This is a genomic window from Herbaspirillum sp. VT-16-41, from assembly GCF_001994935.1.
Lineage (GTDB): Bacteria > Pseudomonadota > Gammaproteobacteria > Burkholderiales > Burkholderiaceae_D > Herbaspirillum > Herbaspirillum frisingense.
This window is the reverse complement of the sequence record NZ_MUXB01000079.1, coordinates 239,619-262,800: the sequence shown is the minus strand read 5'-3', so window position 1 is coordinate 262,800 and position 23,182 is coordinate 239,619. Positions and strand designations below refer to the sequence as shown.

The following is a 23,182-nucleotide window of genomic DNA, read 5'->3' as shown; positions in this document are numbered from 1 at the left end:
GCCGCCACCCTGTCCAGCTCGTTACAGTTTGACTTGCCAACTCAAACCGAACTGTGCGCCCACGTGCCTTCCAAATATGCAAATTCTGCGCGTAGTGGACAAAATTTGGACAAAAAATACTACCAACCCATTACCTATAGGACATCCAGACCTAATTCGCTCCAGTCCATCATCGGGGCGACGCTCAGGGTGCGCGGAGGCAGGTCTTTCTTCATGGGCTGACGAAATGCATCAATCAAGGTTCGTTTGCGCCTTCGGGCGCGGGGGCGACGATGGGATAGCCACACTCGCCGCAATCATCGCAATGGTACTTCGGCGCCGTCCCGAGGGTCTTTCCAGCTTACGCCAGCAATGGCTAGCAATGGCAGATAGCAGCGACAAATAGAAAGCCCGCAAGGCTTGCGCGTTGCGGGCTGGTGTCCCCTCTATCCTCTTCGAGATAGGATTTTTCGTACAGCGGACTCGATTCTGCACCACAAACCGGCAGTCGTCATTTCGCAATGCACAAAAACAGCGCAACAAAATCTATTTTGGACAAATGTTCATCTCTACTGACAAAGAGATGAAGACAAATCCGGCACCGAAACACCGCCGGGAAGCCCGGAAAGCGCCTCATTGGTTGGTCCGGCGAAATCGGCAAAAAAAAAGCCCACAACCGAAGTTGCGGGCTTGAATCCAATTCTTTAGGAGGAAATTGGAGGAGACAGGTGTAACTATATGGCAGTGCATCATGGCTGTCTGCTTTATTGTGCTGATATCAGTTATTCACAAACCACATATCAACACAACCTACCTCACTCCGGCGGCCGTTACCGGCCACCCCGCTCCCTTAGACCGATTCTTCGCGCGACGCCTTCTTGCGCTCGTGTTCCTTCAGGTGACGCTTGCGCAGGCGGATGCTCTTCGGGGTAACTTCGACCAGCTCGTCGTCCTCGATGAATTCCACCGCGTATTCCAACGACAGCTCGATGGGCGGCACCAGGCGCACGGCTTCGTCGGTACCGGAAGCGCGCACGTTGGTCAGCTGCTTGCCCTTGATGGGGTTGACCACCAGGTCGTTGTCGCGCGAGTGGATGCCGATGATCATGCCTTCATACACCGGGTCGTTGTGGCTGACGAACATGCGGCCGCGATCCTGCAGCTTCCACAGTGCGTAGGCCACGGCGGCGCCGTCGTCCTGGGAGATCAGCACACCGTTGCGACGGCCGGCCAGTTCACCCTTGGTGGTGTCAACCGGCTTGTAGTCGTCGAACACGTGGCTCATCAGACCGGTGCCGCGGGTCAGGGTCATGAATTCGCCCTGGAAGCCGATCAGGCCACGCGCCGGGATGTGGTATTCCAGGCGCACACGGCCCTTGCCGTCCGGTTCCATGTTCTGCAGGTCGCCACGACGGCGGCCCAGTTCTTCCATCACGCCACCCTGGTGGGTTTCTTCGACATCGACGGTCAGGTTTTCGTACGGTTCTTCACGTACGCCATCCACCATGCGGAACACCACGCGCGGACGCGACACGGCCAGTTCGAAGCCTTCGCGGCGCATGTTTTCGATCAGGATGGTCAGGTGCAATTCGCCACGGCCCGACACTTCGTAGGTCGAGTCGTCGTTCTCGGCCTGCACCACGCGCAGAGCCATGTTGGACTTCAGTTCCTTTTCCAGACGATCACGGATCTGGCGGGTGGTGACGAACTTGCCTTCGCGGCCAGCCAGCGGCGAGGTGTTGACCATGAAGTTCATGGTCAGGGTCGGTTCGTCCACCTTCAGCATCGGCAGGCCATTGGGCGCATCCGGCGAGCAGATGGTGGAACCGATGCCGATTTCCTCGATACCGTTGATCAGCACGATGTCGCCGGCCAGGGCTTCGTCCACCAGCACGCGCTCCAGACCCTTGAAGGTCAGCACCTGGTTGATGCGGGCCTTGGTGGGCTTGTCTTCGGGACCGTTCATCCAGACCACGTCCTGACCGCCCTTGACGCGACCGGCCAGGATACGGCCGACGCCGATCTTGCCGACGTAGGAGGAGTATTCCAGCGAGGTGATCTGCAGTTGCAGCGGCGCGTCCGGGTCATCCTTGCGGGCCGGGACGTACTTCAGGATGGCGTCGAACAGCGGTTCCATGCTGCCGCCACGCGCTTCCGGGTCCAGGCTGGCGTAGCCGTTCAGGCCCGAGGCGTAGATCACGGGGAAGTCCAGCTGTTCTTCGGTCGCACCCAGCTTGTCGAACAGTTCGAAGGTGGCGTTGATGGCCCACTCGGCGCGTGCGCCCGGGCGGTCGATCTTGTTCAGGACCACGATCGGCTTCAGACCCAGGGCCAGCGCCTTGCGGGTCACGAAGCGGGTCTGCGGCATCGGGCCTTCCTGGGCATCCACCAGCAGCAGCACCGAGTCGACCATCGACAGCACGCGCTCGACCTCACCGCCGAAGTCGGCGTGGCCCGGGGTATCGACGATGTTGATGTGGGTGCCCTTGTACTCCACCGCGCAGTTCTTCGACAGGATGGTGATGCCGCGTTCCTTTTCGATGTCGTTGGAGTCCATCACGCGGTTGTCCACTTGCTGGTTGTCGCGGAAGGTACCGGACTGGCGCAGCAGCTGGTCCACCAGAGTGGTTTTGCCGTGGTCAACGTGGGCGATGATGGCGATGTTGCGAATTGCGCGGATATTGTTTGACATGGTGACTGTGGTTGGAATGCCGATTCTTGGGAGGCGCGCATTATAGCATGTTGCGACGCATGAACTTTGAAAAAACCTGTGTTTTCAACGGCTTGCCGGTGCCCGGAGCATCCCCCGGGAAGACCTGCTGCAAGCCGCTTTGCTGCTGTTTTGTGCTGCTTTTGTGCTGGGTCTGGCTGATTTCTAGGAGGCCGTGGACACCAGCCGTTCCGGCGCCAGGATGGCGTATTCCTGCAACAACCCGGTACCCAGCAAGGCGCCATCCGAACTGCGATAGACCCGCACCCGGCCGGTCTGCTCCGGTACGGGCACACCCTCCTTGCCCAGCGGCAGGCGCTGGCCGTGCAGGAAGCGGCGCGCCAGCTCATCCGTCAGTTGCACTGCCGGGAAGCTGCGCAGCAGGCCATCGACGGGCAACAACATGGCCTTGCGGGAGTCGACGTCACCGGGAGCGTCGAACTGTTCCAGCGTGACCGCACCCTCCAGCGTCAGCGGGCCGACACCGATGCGGCGCAGGGCGTTCAGGTGCGCGCCGCAGCCCAGGGCCTCGCCGATATCTTCACCCAGCACGCGGATATAGGTCCCTTTGCTGCAGGTGACGCGAATACGCAACATCGGCGCCTGGTAATCCAGCAACTCCAGCGCATGGATGGTCACGTCGCGCGCCTCACGTTCCAGCGTGATGCCGGCGCGGGCGTATTCATACAAGGGCTTGCCATCTCGCTTCAAGGCCGAGTGCATGGGAGGAACCTGGCTGATCGGGCCACGGAACTGCGCCAGCGCGGCTTCGATCTGCGCCACGCTGACAGCCACCGGCCGCTCAGCGAGGACCTGGCCCTCGGTGTCGCCAGTATCGGTGCGCACACCCAGGTGCACGAGCGCCTCGTAGGTCTTGTCGGCTTCCAGCAGGTCCTGCGAGAACTTGGTGGCTTCGCCGAAGCACAGCGGCAGCAAGCCGGTGGCGAACGGATCCAGGGTGCCGGTATGGCCAGCCTTGGGCGCGTTAAGCATACGCTTGGCGCGGATCAGGGCGTCGTTGGAGGACAGGCCCACCGGCTTGTCCAGCAGCAACACACCATGCACCGGCACGCGCGGAGGACGCGGCGGCCGTTGCGGCTGGCCGCGCTTGCTGCGCTTGCCCTGCTCCGGCGCACTATCGGGGGAAGCGGACGCGGGGTCCGCCGTCATATTGTCAGCCATGAAATGCAAGACCGGCCTCGCGCCCCGATGAAGGGATCGCAGACCGGTGCGAAGATGAAGGAGAAAAACTGCAATGCTACGACGCAGCCGACGCCTGGCTCAGGCCTCGTCGTCCGAATCCTTGGCGCGGGTAGCGTTGGCCTCGTCGATCAGGCGCGACATTTCAATGCCGCGCGCGGTCGAGTTGTCGTGCACGAAATGCAGTTCCGGCAAGGTGTGGATGGTCAGGCGCCGACCCAGCTGGGTACGCAGGTAACCGCCCGCCTTGCGCAGTCCGGCCAGGGTGTTCTTGATCGCATCCGGGTTGTCCACCAGCGTGGTGAAGAAAACCTTGGCGTGCGCGTAATCCGGCGTGACCTGCACTTCGGTAATGGTGATCATGCCCACCCGCGGGTCCTTCAGCTCGAAGGCGATCAACTCCGACAGATCACGCTGGATCTGGTCGGCTACGCGCAAGCCGCGCCCGGGAATGGATTTGCTATGTTTTGCCATGCTTTAAAAAAACAATCCGTCGATGGCTTGGCGGGAGGATTCCCGCGTTGCTGCGACGGATCTTGCCAGTGAAGCCGGCGCATCCATCAGGATACGCCGGCATATTGCCTTTTTACAGGGTACGGGCGACTTCCTGGACTTCGAAGATTTCGAGCTGATCGCCCACTTCGATGTCGTTGTAGCCCTTGAGCGAGAGACCGCACTCGAAGCCCGACTTGACTTCCTTGACGTCGTCCTTGAAGCGCTTGAGCGAATCCAGTTCGCCGGTCCACACCACCACGTTGTTGCGCAGCAGACGCACTTGCGAGCCACGCTTGACCAGGCCTTCCAGCACGTAGCAGCCGGCAATCGAACCCACCTTGCTGACCACGAACACCTGGCGGATTTCCACCAGACCCAGTGCCTGTTCGCGCTTCTCCGGCGACAGCATGCCGGACATCGCGGCCTTCACCTCGTCCACCGCATCGTAAATGATGTTGTAGTAACGGATGTCCACGCCCGAGGCTTCTGCCAGCTTGCGAGCAGATGCGTCGGCACGGGTGTTGAAGCCGATGATGACCGCCTTGGAGGCGACCGCCAGGTTGACGTCGTTTTCGCTGATGCCACCCACGGCGGCATGCACCACCTGGACGCGCACTTCGCTGGTGGACAGCTTCTGCAGCGACTGCACCAGTGCTTCCTGCGAACCTTGCACGTCGGTCTTGATGATCATCGGCAGGTTCTTGACCTCGCCTTCGGTCATCTGGTCGAACATGTTTTCCAGCTTGGCGGCCTGCTGCTTGGCCAGCTTCACGTCGCGGAACTTGCCCTGGCGGAACAGGCCGATTTCGCGCGCCTTGCGCTCGTCGGTCATGACCACCACTTCTTCACCGGCGGAGGGCACTTCGGTCAGGCCCTGAATTTCCACCGGCAGGGACGGGCCTGCCTCGGCGATGTTCTTGCCGTTCTCGTCCAGCATGGCACGCACACGGCCATAGGCCGAACCGGCCAGCACGACGTCGCCGCGCTTCAAGGTACCGGATTGCACCAGGATCGTTGCCACCGGGCCACGACCCTTGTCCAGCTTGGCTTCGATCACCAGGCCACGGGCCGGCACGTCCACCGGTGCGGTCAGTTCCAGCACTTCGGCTTGCAGCAGCACGTTTTCCAGCAGCGAGTCGATACCTTCGCCGGTCTTGGCCGATACCGCGATGAAGGGGGCATCGCCACCGTATTCTTCCGGCACGACTTCTTCAGCGATCAGTTCCTGCTTGACGCGGTCGGGGTTGGCACCCGGCTTGTCGATCTTGTTGATCGCCACCACCAGCGGCACGCCGCCGGCCTTGGCGTGGGCGATCGCTTCCTTGGTCTGGGGCATGACGCCGTCGTCGGCTGCCACCACCAGGATCACGATGTCGGTCGCCTTGGCACCACGGGCACGCATGGCGGTGAACGCCTCGTGGCCCGGGGTATCCAGGAAGGTGATCATGCCGCGCGGGGTTTCCACGTGGTAGGCACCGATGTGCTGGGTGATGCCGCCGGCTTCACCCGAGGCCACCTTGGTGCGACGGATGTAATCCAGCAGCGAGGTCTTGCCGTGGTCGACGTGACCCATGACGGTAACCACCGGTGCACGCGGCAGCGCTTCGGCATCGGCGTGTTCTTCGCCTTCGACCAGCAGCGCTTCCGGATCTTCCGCCTTGGCGGCGTGGGCACGGTGGCCCATTTCTTCCACCACGATCATCGCGGTTTCCTGATCCAGCACCTGGTTGATGGTGACCATCTGGCCCAGCTTCATCAGGTGCTTGATGACCTCGGATGCCTTGACCGCCATCTTGTGGGCCACTTCGGCCACGGTGATGGTTTCCGGCACGTAGACATCGTGCACCACGGCTTCGGTCGGCACCTGGAAATTGCTTTCACGCTGGTCATCGCCATGCGAATGACGACGGCCCTTGGGGCCGGCACGCCAACCATCGCGACCACCGCCACCGGTAGCGCCGCGCGACTTCATGCCGCCGGTGCCACGCTTCTTGGCATCGTCCTGCCAGGTCGACGAGACATTGGCCGACTTGATCGACTTCTTGTCTGCAGCCACGACCGGCTTCTTGTCATCCTTCTTCTCGCCCGGCTTGGCAGCGGTCGCCGGCTTATGCAGCGTGCCTTCGGAGGTCTTGGCCGGGGCTGCAGCAGGTTCGGGCGCCTTGATGACGCGACGCGGCGCATTCATCATGGCCTTGATCTGTGCCACTTCGTCTTCCACGGCCTTGCGGGCGCGGTCAGCGGCGGCAGCACGGTCAGCGGCTTCCTTGGCGGCGGCTTCAGCCTTCTTCTTGGCTTCTTCGGCAGCAGCGCGCTTCTTTTCTTCGGCAGCCTGGTCGACCGCCGGAGCCGGTGCAGCAGCGGCAGCAGCCGTCGCGGCGGGGGCAGCGGCCTTGGCCTTCTCGGCTTCGGCGGCAGCAGCAGCCGCTTCCGCGGCCTGACGCTTGGCTTCGGCCTCGGCTTCTTCGCGGATGCGTTGCTGCTCCAGCTCGGCAGCCTTGGCCTGGGCGGCGCGTTCGGCCTCCAGCTGGTCCAGACGCTCCTGTTGCGCCTTCAGTTCGGCCTGACGGCGAGCCTCTTCCTGCTCACGTTCCTGCGCTTCGATGGCCGGATCGCGCTGAGGCGCCGCAGCACGCGCTGCGGTCTCGTCCACGCTGGGCTCGTCACGCTTGATGAAAGTACGCTTCTTGCGCACTTCCACCTGGATCGTGCGCGATTTGCCGGTTGCATCGGCCTGCTTGATCTCGGTGGTTTCCTTACGGGTCAGCGTGATCTTTTTCTTCTCGCCTTCCGGCGCGGCCCCGCGCGCTCGGCGCAGGTGTTCAAGCAGGCGGTCCTTGTCTTCCTTCGACAGGGAATCGGATGCAGAGCTCTTCTCGACGCCGGCCGAACGCAGCTGGGTCAGCAGCAGATCAGCGGGCATTTTCAGCTCGGTGGCAAATTGGGCAACGTTGTTACTCGCCATTCAGTCCTCTTTTCTATGTGGCTCGGCAGATGATGTGGAGACGCACCGCTTCTCAGCGGCCTTCGACTGCGCTCCATGCCTTGGCCTGCAGGGCCTTGGCGCGCTCATCGTATTTGGAATCGATGAGCTTCATTTCATCGTCGGTCACATCTTCAAATGCATTTTCAATCAGTTGGCGCGCGCGCTCGGAAGGCAGGGCCAGGATCGCGCCGAATTCGTCATAAGCCAGGCCGGCGAAGGCCGGCAGCGTCTTCACGCCAGCCAGACCCAGCTTGCCGGCCAGCACACGGTCCAGGCCTTCGAAGTTGATCAGCTCCTCTTCCATGCCTTCCAGGCCTTCTTCGGAGGCGATCGCTTCGGTCACCAGGGCGTCGCGGGCGCGGTTGCGCAGCTCATTGACGGTCTCTTCGTCGAACGATTCGATCTCGAGCATCTCGGTGATCGGCACGTAGGCGATTTCTTCCAGGGTCGAGAAACCTTCCTCGACCAGGATGTCGGCCACTTCCTGGTCAACATCGAGCTTTTCCATGAACAGCGTACGGATCAGCGCGGTCTCGGCCGCCGACTTGTCGGCCGATTCCTCGGCCGTCATGATGTTGATCTGCCAGCGGGTCAGTTCGGCTGCCAGACGCACGTTCTGACCGCCGCGACCAATGGCGATGGCCAAGTTCTCTTCGTCCACCACCACGTCCATGGCGTGCTTCTCTTCATCGACCACGATGGAGGTGACGTTGGCTGGGGCCAGCGCGCCGATGACGAACTGCGCCGGGTCTTCCGACCACAGCACGATGTCCACGCGCTCGCCACCCAGTTCACCGGTGACGGCCTGCACGCGCGAACCGCGCATGCCCACGCAGGTACCGATGGGGTCGATGCGCTTGTCGGCGGTGTAGACGGCGATCTTGGCGCGTACGCCCGGATCACGTGCGGCAGACTTGATTTCCAGCGAGCCTTGTTCGATTTCCGGCACTTCCAGCTCGAACAGCTTCATGATGAATTCCGGCGCGGTGCGCGACAGGATCACCTGCGGGCCACGGGCACCGCGATCCACGCGCAGGATATAGGCACGGACACGGTCGCCGATGCGCAGGTTTTCCTTGGGGATCATTTGGTCGCGCGGCAGGCGGGCTTCGATCTTGCCGGATTCGATGATGGCGTCACCGCGCTCCATGCGCTTGATGGTGCCGGTCACCAGGGCATCGCCACGGGCCAGGAAGTCGGCCAGGATCTGCTCGCGTTCGGCATCACGGATGCGCTGCAGGACCACCTGCTTGGTGTCCTGTGCGAAGCGACGGCCGAATTCCACGGACTCGATCGGGTCTTCGATGTATTCGTCCACTTCGATGTCGGGGAACTGTTCCTTGGCTTCGAACAGCAGCACTTCCTGGTCAGGCAGTTGCAGGCCGGCTTCGTCGGGCACCACGTGCCAGCGGCGGAAGGATTCGAACTCGCCGCTTTCGCGATCGATGGAGACGCGAATGTCGACCTCGCCTTCATAGCGCTTCTTGGTAGCCTGCGCCAGGGCATGCTCCAATGCGCCGAAGACGACTTCCTTATCGACGTTCTTTTCGCGCGCCAGCGCATCGACCAACAACAAAATTTCGCGACTCATCCTTTGCGACTCCTAAAATCGACCTGCGGCACCAGGTGTGCCTTATCCACATCGGCCAGCGTGAAATTCAACACGGCAGCCGACCCATCGTTTGCTTCAAATTCCAGTACCAGTTCCTCGCCTTCGGGCGCGCGCAGCACGCCTTCGTAGGTCTTGCGGTTGGACGTGCCGGGCAGCGGCACGCGCAACTTGACCACGGCTTCGCAATCCACGAAACGCACGAAGTCGGTAAATTTCTTCAGGGGGCGATCCAGGCCGGGCGAGGAAACCTCCAGACGCTCATAGATCACGTCTTCCACGGTGAAGACGTGCAACAGTTGATGCGTCGCCTTCTCGCAATCCTCGACGGTGATCGAACGCGCTTCCTCCGCATCAGGATCGAACGGGAAATCGATAAAGACGCGCACCAGACCGCGCGGCGCCTTCTCGAACTCGACCAGTTCGTAGCCCAGGCCCGAAAGGGTGGATTCGATCAGTTCCAGCAATTGCAAGACTTTTTCTCCATGACAATGCTGCTTTGCCGGAGTGGCAGGCAGACATCCAAAATTGAACAGCAAAAAAAAAATGGGCATCTGCCCATCTTTTGTTATCTCTACACAAATCGAGATCACACATCACGCGAACCGCCGGACTTCCAACACATCGGGGCGCAGGCGGATCTATCAATGATTTATCACATATGCGATTCGCGGCAGGTTGCGTTTAACTAACACATTATAACCGATCCAGGTATTGACAGCAAATCCCGAATTGGCAGAAATGTGAAGAAGGCACCAAAAACGTCCATAAAAAACGTCATTGGCGCACTCCTGCGGGGCTTATCGCAGCATGACAGGCCGAATTGTCCGCGGCATTGCCGCCGGACAATTCACTGCATCAGCGACCGCCGCGACGGCGATTCATGCCCGGCAGGCCGCCCAGCATGTAGTTGGCCGCGCTGTTGCCGCCACCACGCTGCGGGCGATTGCCGCGGCGCTGGCCGTTGCCGGCGTCAGGGAAGCCCAATGCGGTCTGCAGCGGGTCAGGCTGGCGGCTCTTGGGTTGGCCACCCTTGTTGCCGCCCTTGTTACCACCGTAATTGCCGCCACCGTAGTTACCGCCCCCGGCATTGCCACCCTGGCCGCCGTAATTGCCGCCCTGGTTGCCGAAGTTGCCGCTGCTACGCCCCTTCTGCGGCCCCTTGTTCTGCATCGCATTGCCGCGAGGCGCGTTGCCCTGCGGCTTGCCACCATTGCCCGACTTGGCCTCGCCAGCCTGTTTTTCCAGACCGCAGGCCGCCATCAGGTTGCGCACGGCGTTTTCTTCCAACTCTTCCCAGCGACCGCGCTTCAAGGTCTGCGGCAGCGTCATGGCGCCATAGCGGGTACGGATCAGGCGCGACACGGTCAGGCCGACCGCCTCGAACATGCGGCGCACTTCGCGGTTGCGGCCTTCGCCGATGGTCACGCGATACCACTTGTTGACGCCTTCGCCACCGCCGTCGGCGATGCGCGAGAACTGCGCCGGACCGTCATCGAGTTCGACGCCGCTCAACAGCTTCTGGCGCATGCCCTCTTCCAGCTCACCCAGGGTACGCACGGCGTATTCACGCTCGATGTTGTAGCGCGGGTGCATCAGGCGGTTGGCCAGGTCACCGGAGGTGGTGAACAGCAGCAGGCCTTCGGTGTTGAAGTCCAGGCGCCCCACGGCCAGCCACTTGCCGGCCTTCATGGTCGGCAGGCGGTCGAATACGGAACTGCGTCCTTCCGGATCGGCATGGCTGACGATTTCACCGGAGGGCTTGTGGTACACCAGCACGCGCGGCGGACGCTTGCTCACCTTGCGCTGGATCAGCTTGCCATTGATGCGCACGGCATCGGTGGGCAGGATGCGCTGGCCGATGTGGGCCGGCTCGCCGTTGACCGAGACACGGCCGGCGACGATCAGCTCTTCCATGTCGCGGCGCGAGCCCAGACCTGCGTCGGCCAGCACCTTGTGCAGCTTGGGAGCATCATCCTCGGCGGTCAGGTCGCGGCGACCGTTCTTGCCGCGCATCTGGTGCGCCTGGCGACCACCGGCCTTGGCGCCTTCGTCACGGTCATAGGCTTCCGAGGTGACGTAGGAGAAGATGTCGTCCACCGGCTCCGTCGCGCGCAGACCCAGTTGCGGGGCCTTGGGCTTCTTGCCGTTCTTGTCGAAGTTCTTCTTGCCTTGCTGACCTTGCTGGCCGGGCTGGCCGTTGTGACCACTTTGACCACCGTGGCCATTGTTCTTGCCGAACTGGCCGCGCGGCTGTTCCGGTGCCGAGGGGCTCTCGCCCTTGGCCGGAGCACCTGCTTCGGCGCCGGCAGCAGCGCGCTGGGCGGCGCGGTTGTTGCGCAGGGCGCGGGGGCCGCGCACGCCGCGACGGGCGGGCTTGGCACGGTTAGGGTCCAGCGGGGCGTCCAGCAGCACCGGCGGCGCCACCACTTCCTCACCCACGGTGACGATGACCTTGGGCGGCTCGACAGGCGCCGGCGCCGGCGCCGGTGCCGCAGCAGCCGGAGCCGCCTCAGCCTGGGCAGCCGCCTTGGGCTTGGCGGCGCGCTTGGGCTTGGCCGGCGCGGGCGCGGATTCGATCTCCAGGCTCAACTGGGCCGAAGCGGCCGAGGCGGCGCTTTCGATGGCCTGATCGGCCTTCTTGGCGCGCGGCTTGGTCGCGCGTGGCTTCTTGACCGGCTCGGCAGGCTCTTGTGCAGGTGCAGCTGCAACCTGGGCGGACGCTTGCTCCACCGGGGCCGATTCCTCGGCCACTGCCTTCTTGGCACGGGGAGCACGCTTCTTCGGCGCGGCAGCATCGGCAGCCACGGCTTGCGCCGCCGGCACCTCGCTTGCCTCGGATGCGGCGCTGGCCGCAGGCTTGCGGGTGCGCTTCTTCACCGGCTTGTCGGTGGTGGCGGCAGCAGCCGCTGCGAGTTCGACCTGGGTCTCGTCTTTGGAACTAGTTGGCTTCATTCTTCGAATCTGGATGTGGCGGACGCGCGTCATCTTCCCGCTGATCGGCCCGCTCGGTGGTGTCGTTATGCTCGCCTGCCGCTTCGCCGGCGGCCTCGATGGCGTCTGTGCCAGTTACGGCAACGTCTTGCTCAAAAGGTTCTGGTGCTTCCGGGGAAGCGTCGTCCTGATTACCCGCAGCGCGCTCTTCCCCGGCGGCGGCTGCAATATCCGTGTGATCTGCGGAAGCATCGGCTTCGGCCTGGCCGACCAACGCTTCGGTGTCATCGGCGTCAGGCGAACTGTCGATACCATCCACCGCTTCGGCGATCTCGACGGCTTCTCCGGCTTCTGCAGCCTCTGCAGTCTTTACAGCGTCTGCTTCGTCGCCAGCTTCCGGCAGTTCCGGTGTAGCGTCTGCAGACTCCTCGTCCGGCTCTTCTGCCGCCAGGGCAGCCACGCCGCCCTCAAGGGCCTGCAATTCCAGCAGCGCGCCCTGGGCAGCCGCTTCGCCGCTGACCTGCTGCAGCGGCGGCAATTCCTCCAGCGAGCTCAGGCCAAGGTCATCCAGGAACTTGCGTGTCGTCGCGAACAAGGCCGGTCGTCCCGGCACATCGCGATGGCCGATCGACTCGATCCAGCCCCGGTCTTCCAGCATGCGTATGGTCTGGGTGTTGACGGCCACGCCGCGGATCTCTTCGATATCGCCGCGGGTGACCGGCTGGCGGTAGGCGACGATGGCCAGCGTTTCCAGGGTGGCGCGGGTGTACTTGGGCGGCTTCTCCGGATTGAGGCGCTCCAGGTAGACCTTCATTTCCTTGCGGCTCTGGAAGCGCCAGCCGGTGGACAGGCTGACCACCTCCACGCCCTTGTCGGCCCACTCGGTACGCAGCTCGTCGAGCATCTGCCGGATCATCTCGGCATTGACGTCGCTGCTCTCATCGCTCTCGGGATCGACGTACAGCTTCTTCAGGTCATTGATCGACAGCGGCTCATGCGTGCAAAGCAATGCGGTTTCGAGGACTTTCTTGGCCTCAGCAATATTCATGTACCACTCTTGTGCGTCTTGTTGTTAACAAAAGTTCGGCTTGCAGCTGATCTCCATCCCGCAGGGCTGCGACAAACCAGGCCCGCGATCAGGCCAGGTACGGCAAGTCTTGCGCTGTGCTGGATGCGGCGGCGCTACCTTCCGGTGTTTGGAGATTGAATGAGCTGGAATCTAAGACCCGGGCAAATCGGCGTCGCGGAGGTATCGCGCTTTCGCAAAGCCGTCATGTCGCGGGGTTGCGGACGGCCGACTGGCACCTTTTCAACTACCGGCCTTGCGTCATGGAGACTTTGTTGTCCGCACAGGCTGCGGCGGTCGGGCGCAAGGCATTAAAAAGTTCTGCGCGGAGTGTAGCACAAAGATTTCCGTGGATGGAGCCTGTTGCACCCCGTGCACGATTATTTACCTGGCGCCGGCAGGCCGCTTCCCGCACGCCGGGTCAGCCATTCGGTGAAATCGGCCACCGCCATCGGCTTTCCAAAGTAATAACCCTGTACCTCATCACAGGCATTTTCCTTCAGGAAAGCATGCTGCTCCTCATCCTCCACGCCTTCTGCGATGACGCGCAGGTTCAGGATATGGGCCAGGGAGATGACCGCCTTGACGATGGCCGCACTGTCGGCATCGCGGGCGATATCGCGCACGAAGGACTTGTCGATCTTCAGCGCATCCACCGGGAAGCGCCGCAGATACGACAGGCTGGAATACCCCGTGCCAAAGTCATCCACCGAGATCTGCAGGCCCAGGCGCTTCAAGGCATGCAGGGTCGCCACGCTTTTTTCGGCATCCTTCATGACCACGTTCTCGGTGATTTCCAGCTCAAGGCAGGATGGCGCCAGCCCGCTCTGGGCCAGCACATCGCTGACGAAATCCGGCAGGCTCTGGTTCAGCTGCCGCGGCGACAGGTTCACCGCCACCGGAATGGTCGGCAAACCGGCCTGTTGCCAGCACTTGTTCTGGTGACAGGCAGTGCGCAGCACCCATTCGCCGATGGGCACGATCAGGCCGGCATCCTCGGCGAAGGGAATGAAGCGGTCCGGCGGCACCATGCCCTGTTCGGGCGACTGCCAGCGGATCAGGGCCTCGGCACCGATGACACTGCCATCCTTCAAGCTGAGCTTGGGCTGGTAGTACAGCTTGAACTCCTCCTGATCCAGCGCCCGACGCAGGTTGATCAGCATTTCCAGGCGGTTGCTGACCTGGGTATCCATCCATGGGGCGAAGAACTGGAAGTTGTTGCGTCCCTGCTCCTTGGCCCGGTACATGGCCGAGTCGGCCTGCTTCAGGAGGGTCTCCACATCCTTGCCATCGGCCGGATAGCGGCTCACGCCGATGCTGGCGGTGACCTGGAATTCACGGTCTCCGGCCTGCCAGGGGCGCGCCACGGCCGCCAGGATACGTTGCATGACCTCGGCAATGCCCTGCTCGCCGCCGGTCTGGTTCTGCAGCACCAGCACGAATTCGTCGCCGCCCTGGCGCGCCACCATATCGGTATCGCGCAGGCAGGCTTGCAGGCGCTGCGCCACGGTCTTGAGCAATTCGTCCCCGACCTGGTGGCCCAGGCTGTCATTGATGAACTTGAACTGGTCCAGGTCCACGAACACCACCGCCGTCAGGCCACCCTTCTGGCGCGCCACCTGGATGGCGCGCTGCAGGTGTTCGTGCAGCATGTTGCGATTGGGCAAGCCGGTCAGGGCATCGTGGGTGGCCTGGTGGCGCATCTCGGCTTCGTACAGCTTGCGCTCGGTGATCGCTTCCACCGTGCCCTCGTAGCAGATCAGCTTGTCGGCGTCGTCGTAGACCGCGCGCGCATTCTCGGAAATCCAGATGATGTCGCCATCGCGCCGGTACACCCGCGACTCGAAATTGGACACCGAGCCATGCTGTTCCATCAGGCGCATGAATTCGGTCCGCCGCTCCGGCTCCACATAGAGCTGGTGGCTGATGTCGCGCAGGCCCACGATCAGGTCTTCCGGCGAGTGATAGCCGTAGATGCGCGCCAGGGCAGGATTCACGGCGATGTAGGTGCCATCGGGCGTGGTCTGGAACACCCCCTCGATGGCATTCTCGAAGATGCTGCGATAGCGTCGCTCGGCTTCCTGCAGCGCCTGGGCGGCTTCCTTGCGTTCGGTCACGTCCTGCAGGAAGCCTTCCAGGGCCTCCACCTTGCCGGCCGCGTTGTACAGACCCACGCCCCGCTCCCACACCCAGCGCAGGCTGCCGTCGGCATGCACGATGCGATATTCGATATCGATGCGACGGCGCTCGCGCAGGCATGTCTCGATATGCGCGCGCACCATGTCCCGGTCATCCGGGTGGGTCAGCTCCAGGAAGGACAAGCGGCTGTTGAGCAACAGGTCACCCGGGGCGTAGCCGGTCAGCGCCTGGCAACCGTCGCTGACGAATTCCAGGGTCCAGTAGGCGTCGTCGCGGCAACGGTAGACCATGCCATCGAGGTTGGCCAGCAAGGTTTCCAGCAGGCGCGGCGGGCGCGCCATGGCCACGACGGCCTGGTCCCGGCCTGGCTCATGGCGGCACAGGGCGCGTGAAGCAACTGTTTTCATAACGACATCGTGTCTCTCGCCTCTGCTGAGCAGGAGCTGGTGTGGTTGTGGAGATGGAGGACGCCAGGCTGCCGAATCCCCAAGGCGGCCAGCGTGATGATTCGGCAAAGCAATAAGGATGCCCACTGCCAGCGTAACGGGCCCGCGTGCCGTCAGCGACGGCCCTTACCGCTAAATCGACGGGAAACACCCCTCAGTTCGTCCCGCACGCGGCTGGCCCCAGGGCGTTAGAATCCTGCTAACCCCGCCTACTGACCAACTGGTCGGTACCGGTTCAACAATGACAACAAACGGACTTTTCCATGTGGGCAAATCGGTATCTGGTTTTCTGGGCGGTGCTCGTACTGACCGTCGTCCTGCTGGCACTGGCGGCCACCCATGCCCTGAACTGGGCCTGGGTCCTGATTCCGCTGGCCTTGAGCGTGCTGGGCATCCATGACCTGGTACAACGGCGCCACGCCGTGCTGCGCAACTATCCGCTGATCGGCCATTTCCGCTTCATGTTCGAATCGATCCGTCCGGAGCTGCGCCAGTATTTCTTCGAAGATGAAATGGACGGCCGCCCGTTCTCGCGCAAGAAGCGCAGTATCGTCTACCAGCGTGCCAAGGCCGAGGTCGACAGCCGCCCCTTCGGTACCGAACTGGACATGCAACAGGCCGGCCATGAATGGATCGGCCATTCGCTGTCCCCGACCAAGATCGCCAGCCACGACTTCCGCGTAACGGTCGGCGCTGATCGTGCCCAGCCGTATTCGATGTCGGTCTTCAATGTCTCGGCGATGAGTTTCGGCTCGCTCTCGGCCAATGCCATCCGGGCACTGAACCAGGGTGCCAAGAAAGGTAATTTCGCCCATGACACCGGCGAAGGCTCGGTCTCCGAATACCACCGTGAATTCGGCGGCGACCTGGTCTGGCAGATCGCCTCCGGCTATTTCGGCTGCCGCAATGCCGATGGCAGCTTCAATGAAGAAAAATTCACGGCCCAGGCGCAATCACCGCAGATCAAGATGATCGAGGTGAAGCTGTCGCAAGGCGCCAAACCCGGCCACGGCGGTGTGTTGCCGGCGGCCAAGATCACCCCGGAAATTGCCGCCACCCGTGGCATTCCCATGGGCGTGGATTGCATTTCCCCGGCGGTGCACTCTTCCTTCTCCAACCCCATCGGGCTGCTGGAATTCATCGAGAAGCTGCGCGGCCTGTCCGGCGGCAAGCCGGTCGGCATCAAGTTGTGCGTGGGCCATCCCTGGGAATTCTTCGGCATCGCCAAGGCCATGCTCAAGACCGGCATCGTGCCCGACTTCATTACCGTGGACGGCTCCGAGGGCGGCACCGGCGCCGCGCCCCTGGAATTCGTGGACCACGTCGGCATGCCGCTGCAGGAAGGGCTGGTCATGGTGCACAACACCCTGGTAGGCATCGGCTTGCGCGACAAGGTGAAGATCGGCGCCAGTGGCAAGATCGTCACCGCCTTCGACGTGGCGCGCACGCTGGCACTGGGGGCGGACTGGTGCAATTCGGCGCGTGGCTTCATGTTCGCCCTGGGTTGCATCCAGTCGCAGAGCTGCCATACCGACCGCTGCCCCACCGGCGTGGCGACCCAGAACGCAAATCGCGCCCGCGCGCTGGTCGTCCCGGACAAGGCCGAGCGTGTGCATCGTTTCCACCAGAGCACCCTGCACGCGCTGCAGGAACTGGTGCAAGCCGCCGGATTGCCTCACACCTCGGCCTTGCGTCCGCATCACATCGTGCGGCGCATCAACGATCACGAGATCCAACTGATGTCCAACGTGCTCAAGTATCTCCAGCCCAACGACCTGATCGACGGCAATTACCGCTATCGGGTCTATGAGAAGTTCTGGCCCATTGCCCGCGCCGAAAGTTTCCACCCGGAATTCTGAAGCGCCCGGGCGGCTGCTCGACCGCCTGGCGACGGACAACAAAAAACCCGCAGCTCGGAGAGTTGCGGGTTTTTTCATGCTGCCAGCCATTGCTGGCATGGCAGAAATTACTTGCGCTTCATGAAGAAGATGAACTCATGTTCATCATTCTGCGATTGCTCCAGCAGATCGTTGCCGGTCTGCTTGGCAAAAGCCTGGAAATCGCGCACCGAACCGGTATCGGTGGCGGTCACCCTGAGCACCTGTCCACTGGCCATATCGGCCAGGGCTTTCTTGGTCTTGAGGATGGGCAGCGGGCAGTTAAGACCGCGCGCATCAAGTTCCCGGTGAAATTGAATGGTCATTACTTCGACTCAAAATGGATCACAACGAAAACGATTCTACTGCAAAATGCGCCGACTTGATGCATTGCACAAGTTCTGTTGTTTTCGCCGCACTAAGCTTGTGCAGAAGCAAGCTTTTTGCAGCAACGGGCGTCGGCACCGCTTTGTTGTCGCCTTGATTACTTCAGCACCACCGGCGCCTCGATGGGCGTAGTGGAACCGGCAAACTCCACATACTGCACCGGCAGATCGCGCTGACGCATCCAGTCGGCCACGGCATGGCCGGTTCCGGCCGGCCAGGGTCGCAGGTCGGCCGGGGCCGACAGGCGATACTCCACCAGCTCCGGCGAGAGCTTGATGACCCCGCTGGCCTTGACGTAGTAGGCGATGATCAGCTCGTTCTTGCGCATGAATTCATAGACACCGATCAGCTCGATGTACTGGGCGTCCAGATCGGTCTCTTCCTTCAGTTCGCGGGCAATGCCCTGCTCGGGCGTCTCGTCGCGTTCCATGAAACCGGTGATGAGGGCAAAGCGCCCCTCAGCCCAGGCGGCATTGCGTGCCGTCAACATCTTGCCGTCGATTTCGACCAGCGCGGCCAGCACCGGCAGCGGGTTGTCCCAATGCGTCCAATGGCCTTCAGGACAGGCCAGGCGGACCTTGCCCGCCTCGCCTTCATCGGCGCGCAGCACCAGCGATGCTGCGCAGACCGGGCAGAACTTGAAATCGCTCATGAGTGCTCCGCGCCGGTGTCGGCTTACAGTTTGGACTGGACCCAGCCCGCCACGCCCTGCAGGGCGCCCGGGAGGGCCGCCGGCTCGGTACCACCGGCCTGGGCCATATCGGGACGACCGCCACCCTTGCCGCCCACCTGCTGGGCGACGAAGTTGACCAGTTCGCCGGCCTTGACCTTGGCGGTGGCATCGGCCGTCACGCCTGCGATCAGGCTGACCTTGCCATCCTTGACGCTGCCCAGCACGATGGCGGCGGTCTTGAGCTTGTCCTTCAACTTGTCCATGGTCTCGCGCAGGGTCGCCACGTCGGCGCCTTCCAGCGTTGCCGCCAACACCTTGATACCGTTGATGTCAACGGCCTGGCTCACCAGTTCGTCGCCCTGGCTGGAGGCCAGCTTGGACTTCAGCGATGCCAGCTCCTTTTCCAGTGCCTTGACCTGGTCCTGCACCTGGCCGATGCGCGGCAACAGTTCTTCCGGCTGGGTCTTCAGGGCGGCAGCGGCCTCGGCCACCCGGGCCGACAGCGACTGCACCAGCGCCAGCGCGCCTTCGCCGGTGACCGCTTCAACCCGGCGGATGCCGGCCGCGACGCCACCTTCGGAGACGATCTTGAACAGGCCGATATCACCGGTACGGGTCACGTGGGTACCGCCGCACAGTTCGGTGGAAGTACCGATGGAGAGCACGCGCACCTGGTCGCCATACTTTTCGCCGAACAGCGCCATGGCGCCGGCGGCAATCGCGTCGTCGTAAGCCATCAGTTGGGCGCCGGTGGCGACGTTGGCCAGCACTTCGCGGTTGACGATGTCTTCCACGCGACGGATTTCGTCGGCGGTCATCGGCGCGTTGTGGCTGAAGTCGAACCGGGTCTTGTCGGCATCCACCAGCGAACCCTTCTGCGACACATGCGAACCCAGCACTTCACGCAGGGCCTTGTGCATCAGGTGGGTGGCCGAGTGGTTGCGCATGGTGCGCGCGCGCTGGTCGGCATCGACCTTGGCCTCGACGGCGTCGCCGATGGCCAGGCTCCCCTTGATCAGTTGACCATGGTGACCGAACACATCGGCCTGGATCTTGTGCGTATCGGCCACGGCGAACAGGGCATTGGCCGCTTCCAGCGCACCGGCATCCCCCGACTGGCCGCCGGATTCGGCGTAGAACGGGGTGGTATCGAGCACCACGATGGCGTCCTGGCCTGCCTCGATCTTCTGCACCGGGCTGCCGGCCACGTACAGCGCCACCACCTTGGCCTGCTGGGCCAAGGATTCGTAGCCGACGAAGCGGGTCTTGTCACCGGTGTACTCGATGGCAGCAGCCATCTTGAACTTGCCGGCGGCGCGGGCGGCGCTCTTCTGGCGTTCCATGGCGGCGTTGAAGCCGGCCTCATCCAGTTCGACATTGCGCTCGCGGCAGATGTCGGCGGTCAGGTCCAGCGGGAAACCGTAGGTGTCGTACAGGGTGAAGGCAGTCTCGCCGTCCAGCTTGCCGGTATTGGCAGCCAGTGCGGCTTCCAGGATCTTCATGCCGTGTTCCAAGGTTTCGCCGAAACGTTCTTCTTCCTGCTTCAGGACCATCTCGACGCGCTCGGCGGCTTCCGGCAGTTCCGGATAGGCGGCGCCCATCTGCAGCACCAGGTCCTTGACCAGCTTGTGGAAGAACGGCTTGGTCTGGCCCAGCTTGTGACCATGACGCAGGGCGCGGCGGATGATACGGCGCAGCACGTAGCCGCGACCTTCATTGCCGGGGATGACGCCGTCGACGATCAGGAAGGAAGTCGCGCGAATGTGGTCGGCGATCACGCGCAGCGAGGCGTTGGACAGGTCGCTGATGCCGGTTTCGCGGGCAGCGGCCTTGATCAGTGCCTGGAACAGGTCGATCTCGTAGTTGCTGTGCACATGCTGCAGGATGGCCGCCAGGCGTTCCAGGCCCATGCCGGTATCGACGCAGGGCGCCGGCAGCGGGGTCAGGGTGTATTCGCCGGTGGCCGCATCGAGCTGGCGGTCGAACTGCATGAACACGTTGTTCCAGATTTCGATGTAGCGGTCGCCGTCGGCGTCCGGGCTACCCGGGGGGCCGCCCCAGACGTCCGGACCGTGGTCATAGAAGATTTCCGAGCAAGGGCCGCAGGGGCCGGTCTCGGCCATCTGCCAGAAGTTGTCGGAGGCATAGGGCGCACCCTTGTTGTCGCCGATGCGCACCACGCGCTCCGGCGGCAGGCCGATTTCCTTGGTCCAGATGTCGTAGGCCTCGTCATCGGTCTGGTAGACCGTGGCCCAGAGCTTGTCGGCCGGCAGGCCATAGACCTGGGTCAGCAGTTCCCAGGCCCACTTCAGCGATTCGCGCTTGAAGTAGTCGCCGAAGGACCAGTTGCCCAGCATTTCGAAGAAGGTATGGTGGCGCGCGGTGTAGCCGACGTTTTCCAGGTCGTTGTGCTTGCCGCCGGCGCGCAGGCAGCGCTGCACGGAAGTAGCGCGCACGTAGTTGCGCTTGTCGGTGCCCAGGAACACGTCCTTGAACTGAACCATGCCCGAATTGGTGAACAGCAGGGTCGGGTCATTGCCCGGCACCAGGCTGGAGGAACGGACGATGGTGTGTTCTTTGGATTCAAAGAATTTCAGAAACTTGTCGCGAATTTCGGCTGAGTTCATGTTCGAAGACGGATAAATGGACCTGATGCCGCCGGAAAGAGGCAGATTCGGCCCGGATGATAGTCGGTGCAAAAAACGATTGCGAACCGATGATTATACGTGATCCGGCGCCGATGGGCGGGCTTCAAGGGTCCCCTCGGGCAGCCTCGTGCAAGCTCATGCAGGCGCTATCAGCTCGCCGTAACGCCCCGCAACGACGGACGAAAAAAAACCCGCCGGGATGACCCCGGACGGGTTACAGGTTCGGCTGACCCGGTACTGCGCGCTACCCTGCGCTCCCCGGTCCTTAACAATGTCAGCCTGACCTTCCGGTAAAGCAGGTCACCGGCCAGGTCTTCCGGCCGGCGGCAACCGCAATCAGGCGCCCTTGTTGATGGGCACTGCCGGCGCGGCCTTCTTGGCGTGCTTCTTGTGCTTCTTCTGCTTTTTCTTGGCGTGCTTCTTGTGCTTCTTGTGAGCAGGCTTGGCGGCCGGCGCTTCGGCTGCGGGAGCCGCTGCCGGTGCGGGCTGGGCCATGACCGGCATGGCGAAGGCGGCGACGAGTACGGCGGCCAGCAGTTTGTTGATCTTCATCGTTTTCCTCTATCTGTCAGTGTTGTGTGCTCCACAAGTCCACCGGCGTGCTCACGGGCGCCGGCCTTGTGTTTCCTTAACGCAGGGCTTTTGCGAGACGTTGACAGCATCCTGACAACTTTGGCTGACAGCGTCGACCGCAGGGAAATCATAGCGGGCGAGCCATGATTCAGTCCGCCGGTAAGAGCGCGATTTGCCGTTCATTTCCACGCTGCGCGATGCCCGCTAGCAAGAGCCTCCCCCGTTCACGCTGCCCAGGCATCGGCGGCGATCAGGTCGATGCGGTCGGTGCAGAAGGCATCCACGCCCCAGGCGCGGATTTCGGCGGCACGTGCCGTATCGTTGACGGTGTAGCAGAACAGGCCCACGCCAGCATCCTTGACGCTGGCCGCCAGGGCCGGGGTCAGGTGCTTGTGGTTGGTATGCAGGGCGACCGCCTGCAACTGCGCCAGGCGCTGCTGCCAGTCTTGCGGGATCACATCCACCAGGAAGCCGCGCGGCAACTGCGGCGCGGTCTCCTGCGCAGCCAGCAGGGCCTCGAACGAGAACGAGGACAGCACCGGCAAGGCGGCACCGCTGACTCCGGCAAAGCGCCGCGCCACCGCCTGCGCGGTCAGCTCGGCGGTGCGCCGCGCATGTTCCGGCGCGGCCGGTTTGATCTCGACGTTCATCCAGATGCCCTGTTCCAGGCAGAAATCCAGGCACTGCTCCAGGGTGCAAATGCGCTCGCCGGCAAAGGCGGGGTCACGCCAGGCACCGGCTTCCAGCTCGCGCAGCTCGGCCCAGTCGGTCTCGGCGATGCGCCCGCTGCCGGGCAGGGTGCGCCCGCGCTGGGGATCGTGCATCAGGATCGGGACCTCATCGCGGGTGAGCATGACATCGAACTCCACTGCACGATAACCGTGCTGCAGACCGGCGCGAAAACCGGCCAGCGTGTTTTCCGGCGCCAGCGTGCCGCCGCCGCGATGAGCAAGAATCCTGGGATAGGGCCACATGAAGTTCTCCGAAGGGTGGGCCGCATAAGGTAGTGCAGATCACGCCGCGCTTCAAGCATCCGGCACCCGCGCTGCTACCGTTGGTCGCAAGGCGCTGGCCCCGCACCCGGCCGGCGCGCATGCTGCGGGCATGATCACCCAGGCAGCCAGACAAGGAGAGCGCCATGCGAGATACCGAGCTTCACGACGACACCACCCATCCCGACTACCTGCGCGCCGAACGGCGCGTGGCACGCCAGTTGGGCTTTTTCAGGCATCTGGCGATCTACCTGGTGGTCAATGCCGGGCTGATGCTGGCCAACCTGCTCACCCCGCATCCTCACTGGTGGAGCATCGGGCCTCTCCTTGGCTGGGGAATCGGGGTACTATTCCACGCCTTGAGCGTATTCGGGCGCTTTCCCGCCGACTGGAAAAAGGCGATGATCGCGCGCGAACTGCGTCGCCGCTGAGCGGGCAGCGCGCCCCTCGGCCGCTTGTTTGCACTCT

At 62.9% G+C, this 23,182-nt stretch carries 16 protein-coding genes; 2 read left to right on the top strand and 14 right to left on the bottom strand.

Annotation, left to right across the window (positions count from 1 at the left end; translation table 11 throughout):
- Positions 1 to 829: 829 nt before the first annotated feature.
- The 9 genes from typA to BTM36_RS06060 form a co-directional block, all read right to left on the bottom strand.
- Positions 830 to 2,671, bottom strand: coding sequence for a translational GTPase TypA (gene typA, locus BTM36_RS06100; RefSeq protein ID WP_006465521.1), 1,842 nt, complete (start codon positions 2,669 to 2,671; stop codon positions 830 to 832).
- A 183-nt stretch (positions 2,672 to 2,854) separates the two neighbouring features.
- Positions 2,855 to 3,871 carry a tRNA pseudouridine(55) synthase TruB gene (gene truB / locus BTM36_RS06095; protein WP_077235582.1) on the bottom strand — a complete coding sequence of 339 codons (1,017 nt, stop codon included), beginning with the start codon at positions 3,869 to 3,871 and terminating at the stop codon, positions 2,855 to 2,857.
- A 99-nt stretch (positions 3,872 to 3,970) separates the two neighbouring features.
- Positions 3,971 to 4,363, bottom strand: a complete 393-nt coding sequence (gene rbfA / locus BTM36_RS06090; protein ID WP_006464329.1) for a 30S ribosome-binding factor RbfA — start codon at positions 4,361 to 4,363, stop codon at positions 3,971 to 3,973.
- A gap of 112 nt (positions 4,364 to 4,475) precedes the next feature.
- Positions 4,476 to 7,349, bottom strand: a complete 2,874-nt coding sequence (gene infB / locus BTM36_RS06085; protein ID WP_077235581.1) for a translation initiation factor IF-2 — start codon at positions 7,347 to 7,349, stop codon at positions 4,476 to 4,478.
- A gap of 52 nt (positions 7,350 to 7,401) precedes the next feature.
- Positions 7,402 to 8,961, bottom strand: coding sequence for a transcription termination factor NusA (gene nusA / locus BTM36_RS06080; RefSeq protein ID WP_006464327.1), 1,560 nt, complete (start codon positions 8,959 to 8,961; stop codon positions 7,402 to 7,404).
- Positions 8,958 to 9,452, bottom strand: coding sequence for a ribosome maturation factor RimP (gene rimP / locus BTM36_RS06075; protein WP_006464325.1), 495 nt, complete (start codon positions 9,450 to 9,452; stop codon positions 8,958 to 8,960). Before rimP ends, nusA begins: the two co-directional genes overlap by 4 nt.
- Positions 9,453 to 9,837: 385 nt before the next feature.
- Positions 9,838 to 11,934: a 23S rRNA pseudouridine(2605) synthase RluB gene (gene rluB / locus BTM36_RS06070; RefSeq protein ID WP_077235580.1), complete on the bottom strand. Its 2,097-nt coding sequence runs from the start codon at positions 11,932 to 11,934 to the stop codon at positions 9,838 to 9,840.
- Entirely contained in the window at positions 11,921 to 12,961 is a 1,041-nt protein-coding gene (gene scpB, locus BTM36_RS06065) for an SMC-Scp complex subunit ScpB (protein ID WP_077235579.1), read from the bottom strand. The genes rluB and scpB overlap by 14 nt, the downstream gene beginning before the upstream one ends.
- 398 nt (positions 12,962 to 13,359) lie before the next feature.
- Positions 13,360 to 15,525 carry a bifunctional diguanylate cyclase/phosphodiesterase gene (locus BTM36_RS06060; protein WP_077235578.1) on the bottom strand — a complete coding sequence of 722 codons (2,166 nt, stop codon included), beginning with the start codon at positions 15,523 to 15,525 and terminating at the stop codon, positions 13,360 to 13,362.
- Between the two features lie 302 nt (positions 15,526 to 15,827).
- Here BTM36_RS06060 and BTM36_RS06055 point away from each other — a divergent pair, with 302 nt between their 5' ends.
- Positions 15,828 to 17,423, top strand: coding sequence for an FMN-binding glutamate synthase family protein (locus tag BTM36_RS06055; protein WP_077235577.1), 1,596 nt, complete (start codon positions 15,828 to 15,830; stop codon positions 17,421 to 17,423).
- A gap of 107 nt (positions 17,424 to 17,530) precedes the next feature.
- Here BTM36_RS06055 and BTM36_RS06050 read toward each other — a convergent pair whose 3' ends face one another.
- The 5 genes from BTM36_RS06050 to ugpQ form a co-directional block, all read right to left on the bottom strand.
- Positions 17,531 to 17,767 (bottom strand): sulfurtransferase TusA family protein, encoded by a 237-nt coding sequence (locus tag BTM36_RS06050; protein WP_006464319.1) that lies wholly within the window; start codon positions 17,765 to 17,767, stop codon positions 17,531 to 17,533.
- Positions 17,768 to 17,925: 158 nt separating this feature from the next.
- Complete coding sequence (locus tag BTM36_RS06045) at positions 17,926 to 18,480, bottom strand: NUDIX domain-containing protein (RefSeq protein ID WP_077235576.1); 555 nt, start codon at positions 18,478 to 18,480, stop codon at positions 17,926 to 17,928.
- Between the two features lie 23 nt (positions 18,481 to 18,503).
- Positions 18,504 to 21,128, bottom strand: a complete 2,625-nt coding sequence (alaS, locus tag BTM36_RS06040) for an alanine--tRNA ligase (protein WP_006464317.1) — start codon at positions 21,126 to 21,128, stop codon at positions 18,504 to 18,506.
- A gap of 357 nt (positions 21,129 to 21,485) precedes the next feature.
- Positions 21,486 to 21,701: a hypothetical protein gene (locus BTM36_RS06035; RefSeq protein WP_006464316.1), complete on the bottom strand. Its 216-nt coding sequence runs from the start codon at positions 21,699 to 21,701 to the stop codon at positions 21,486 to 21,488.
- A 245-nt stretch (positions 21,702 to 21,946) separates the two neighbouring features.
- Positions 21,947 to 22,696: a glycerophosphodiester phosphodiesterase gene (gene ugpQ, locus BTM36_RS06030; protein WP_077235575.1), complete on the bottom strand. Its 750-nt coding sequence runs from the start codon at positions 22,694 to 22,696 to the stop codon at positions 21,947 to 21,949.
- 164 nt (positions 22,697 to 22,860) lie between these two features.
- Between ugpQ and BTM36_RS06025 the strand changes: the two genes are divergently transcribed.
- Positions 22,861 to 23,145: a 2TM domain-containing protein gene (locus tag BTM36_RS06025; protein ID WP_077235574.1), complete on the top strand. Its 285-nt coding sequence runs from the start codon at positions 22,861 to 22,863 to the stop codon at positions 23,143 to 23,145.
- Positions 23,146 to 23,182 lie beyond the last annotated feature (37 nt).

Bases quoted from the DNA above. Each gene is read 5' to 3' on its own strand.
- typA (WP_006465521.1), bottom strand. From the start codon at position 2,671: ATGTCAAACAATATCCGCGCAATTCGCAACATCGCCATCATCGCCCAC.
- truB (WP_077235582.1), bottom strand. From the start codon at position 3,871: ATGGCTGACAATATGACGGCGGACCCCGCGTCCGCTTCCCCCGATAGT.
- rbfA (WP_006464329.1), bottom strand. From the start codon at position 4,363: ATGGCAAAACATAGCAAATCCATTCCCGGGCGCGGCTTGCGCGTAGCC.
- infB (WP_077235581.1), bottom strand. From the start codon at position 7,349: ATGGCGAGTAACAACGTTGCCCAATTTGCCACCGAGCTGAAAATGCCC.
- nusA (WP_006464327.1), bottom strand. From the start codon at position 8,961: ATGAGTCGCGAAATTTTGTTGTTGGTCGATGCGCTGGCGCGCGAAAAG.
- rluB (WP_077235580.1), bottom strand. From the start codon at position 11,934: ATGAAGCCAACTAGTTCCAAAGACGAGACCCAGGTCGAACTCGCAGCG.
- scpB (WP_077235579.1), bottom strand. From the start codon at position 12,961: ATGAATATTGCTGAGGCCAAGAAAGTCCTCGAAACCGCATTGCTTTGC.
- BTM36_RS06060 (WP_077235578.1), bottom strand. From the start codon at position 15,525: ATGAAAACAGTTGCTTCACGCGCCCTGTGCCGCCATGAGCCAGGCCGG.
- BTM36_RS06055 (WP_077235577.1), top strand. From the start codon at position 15,828: ATGTGGGCAAATCGGTATCTGGTTTTCTGGGCGGTGCTCGTACTGACC.
- BTM36_RS06050 (WP_006464319.1), bottom strand. From the start codon at position 17,767: ATGACCATTCAATTTCACCGGGAACTTGATGCGCGCGGTCTTAACTGC.
- BTM36_RS06045 (WP_077235576.1), bottom strand. From the start codon at position 18,480: ATGAGCGATTTCAAGTTCTGCCCGGTCTGCGCAGCATCGCTGGTGCTG.
- alaS (WP_006464317.1), bottom strand. From the start codon at position 21,128: ATGAACTCAGCCGAAATTCGCGACAAGTTTCTGAAATTCTTTGAATCC.
- BTM36_RS06035 (WP_006464316.1), bottom strand. From the start codon at position 21,701: ATGAAGATCAACAAACTGCTGGCCGCCGTACTCGTCGCCGCCTTCGCC.
- ugpQ (WP_077235575.1), bottom strand. From the start codon at position 22,696: ATGTGGCCCTATCCCAGGATTCTTGCTCATCGCGGCGGCGGCACGCTG.
- BTM36_RS06025 (WP_077235574.1), top strand. From the start codon at position 22,861: ATGCGAGATACCGAGCTTCACGACGACACCACCCATCCCGACTACCTG.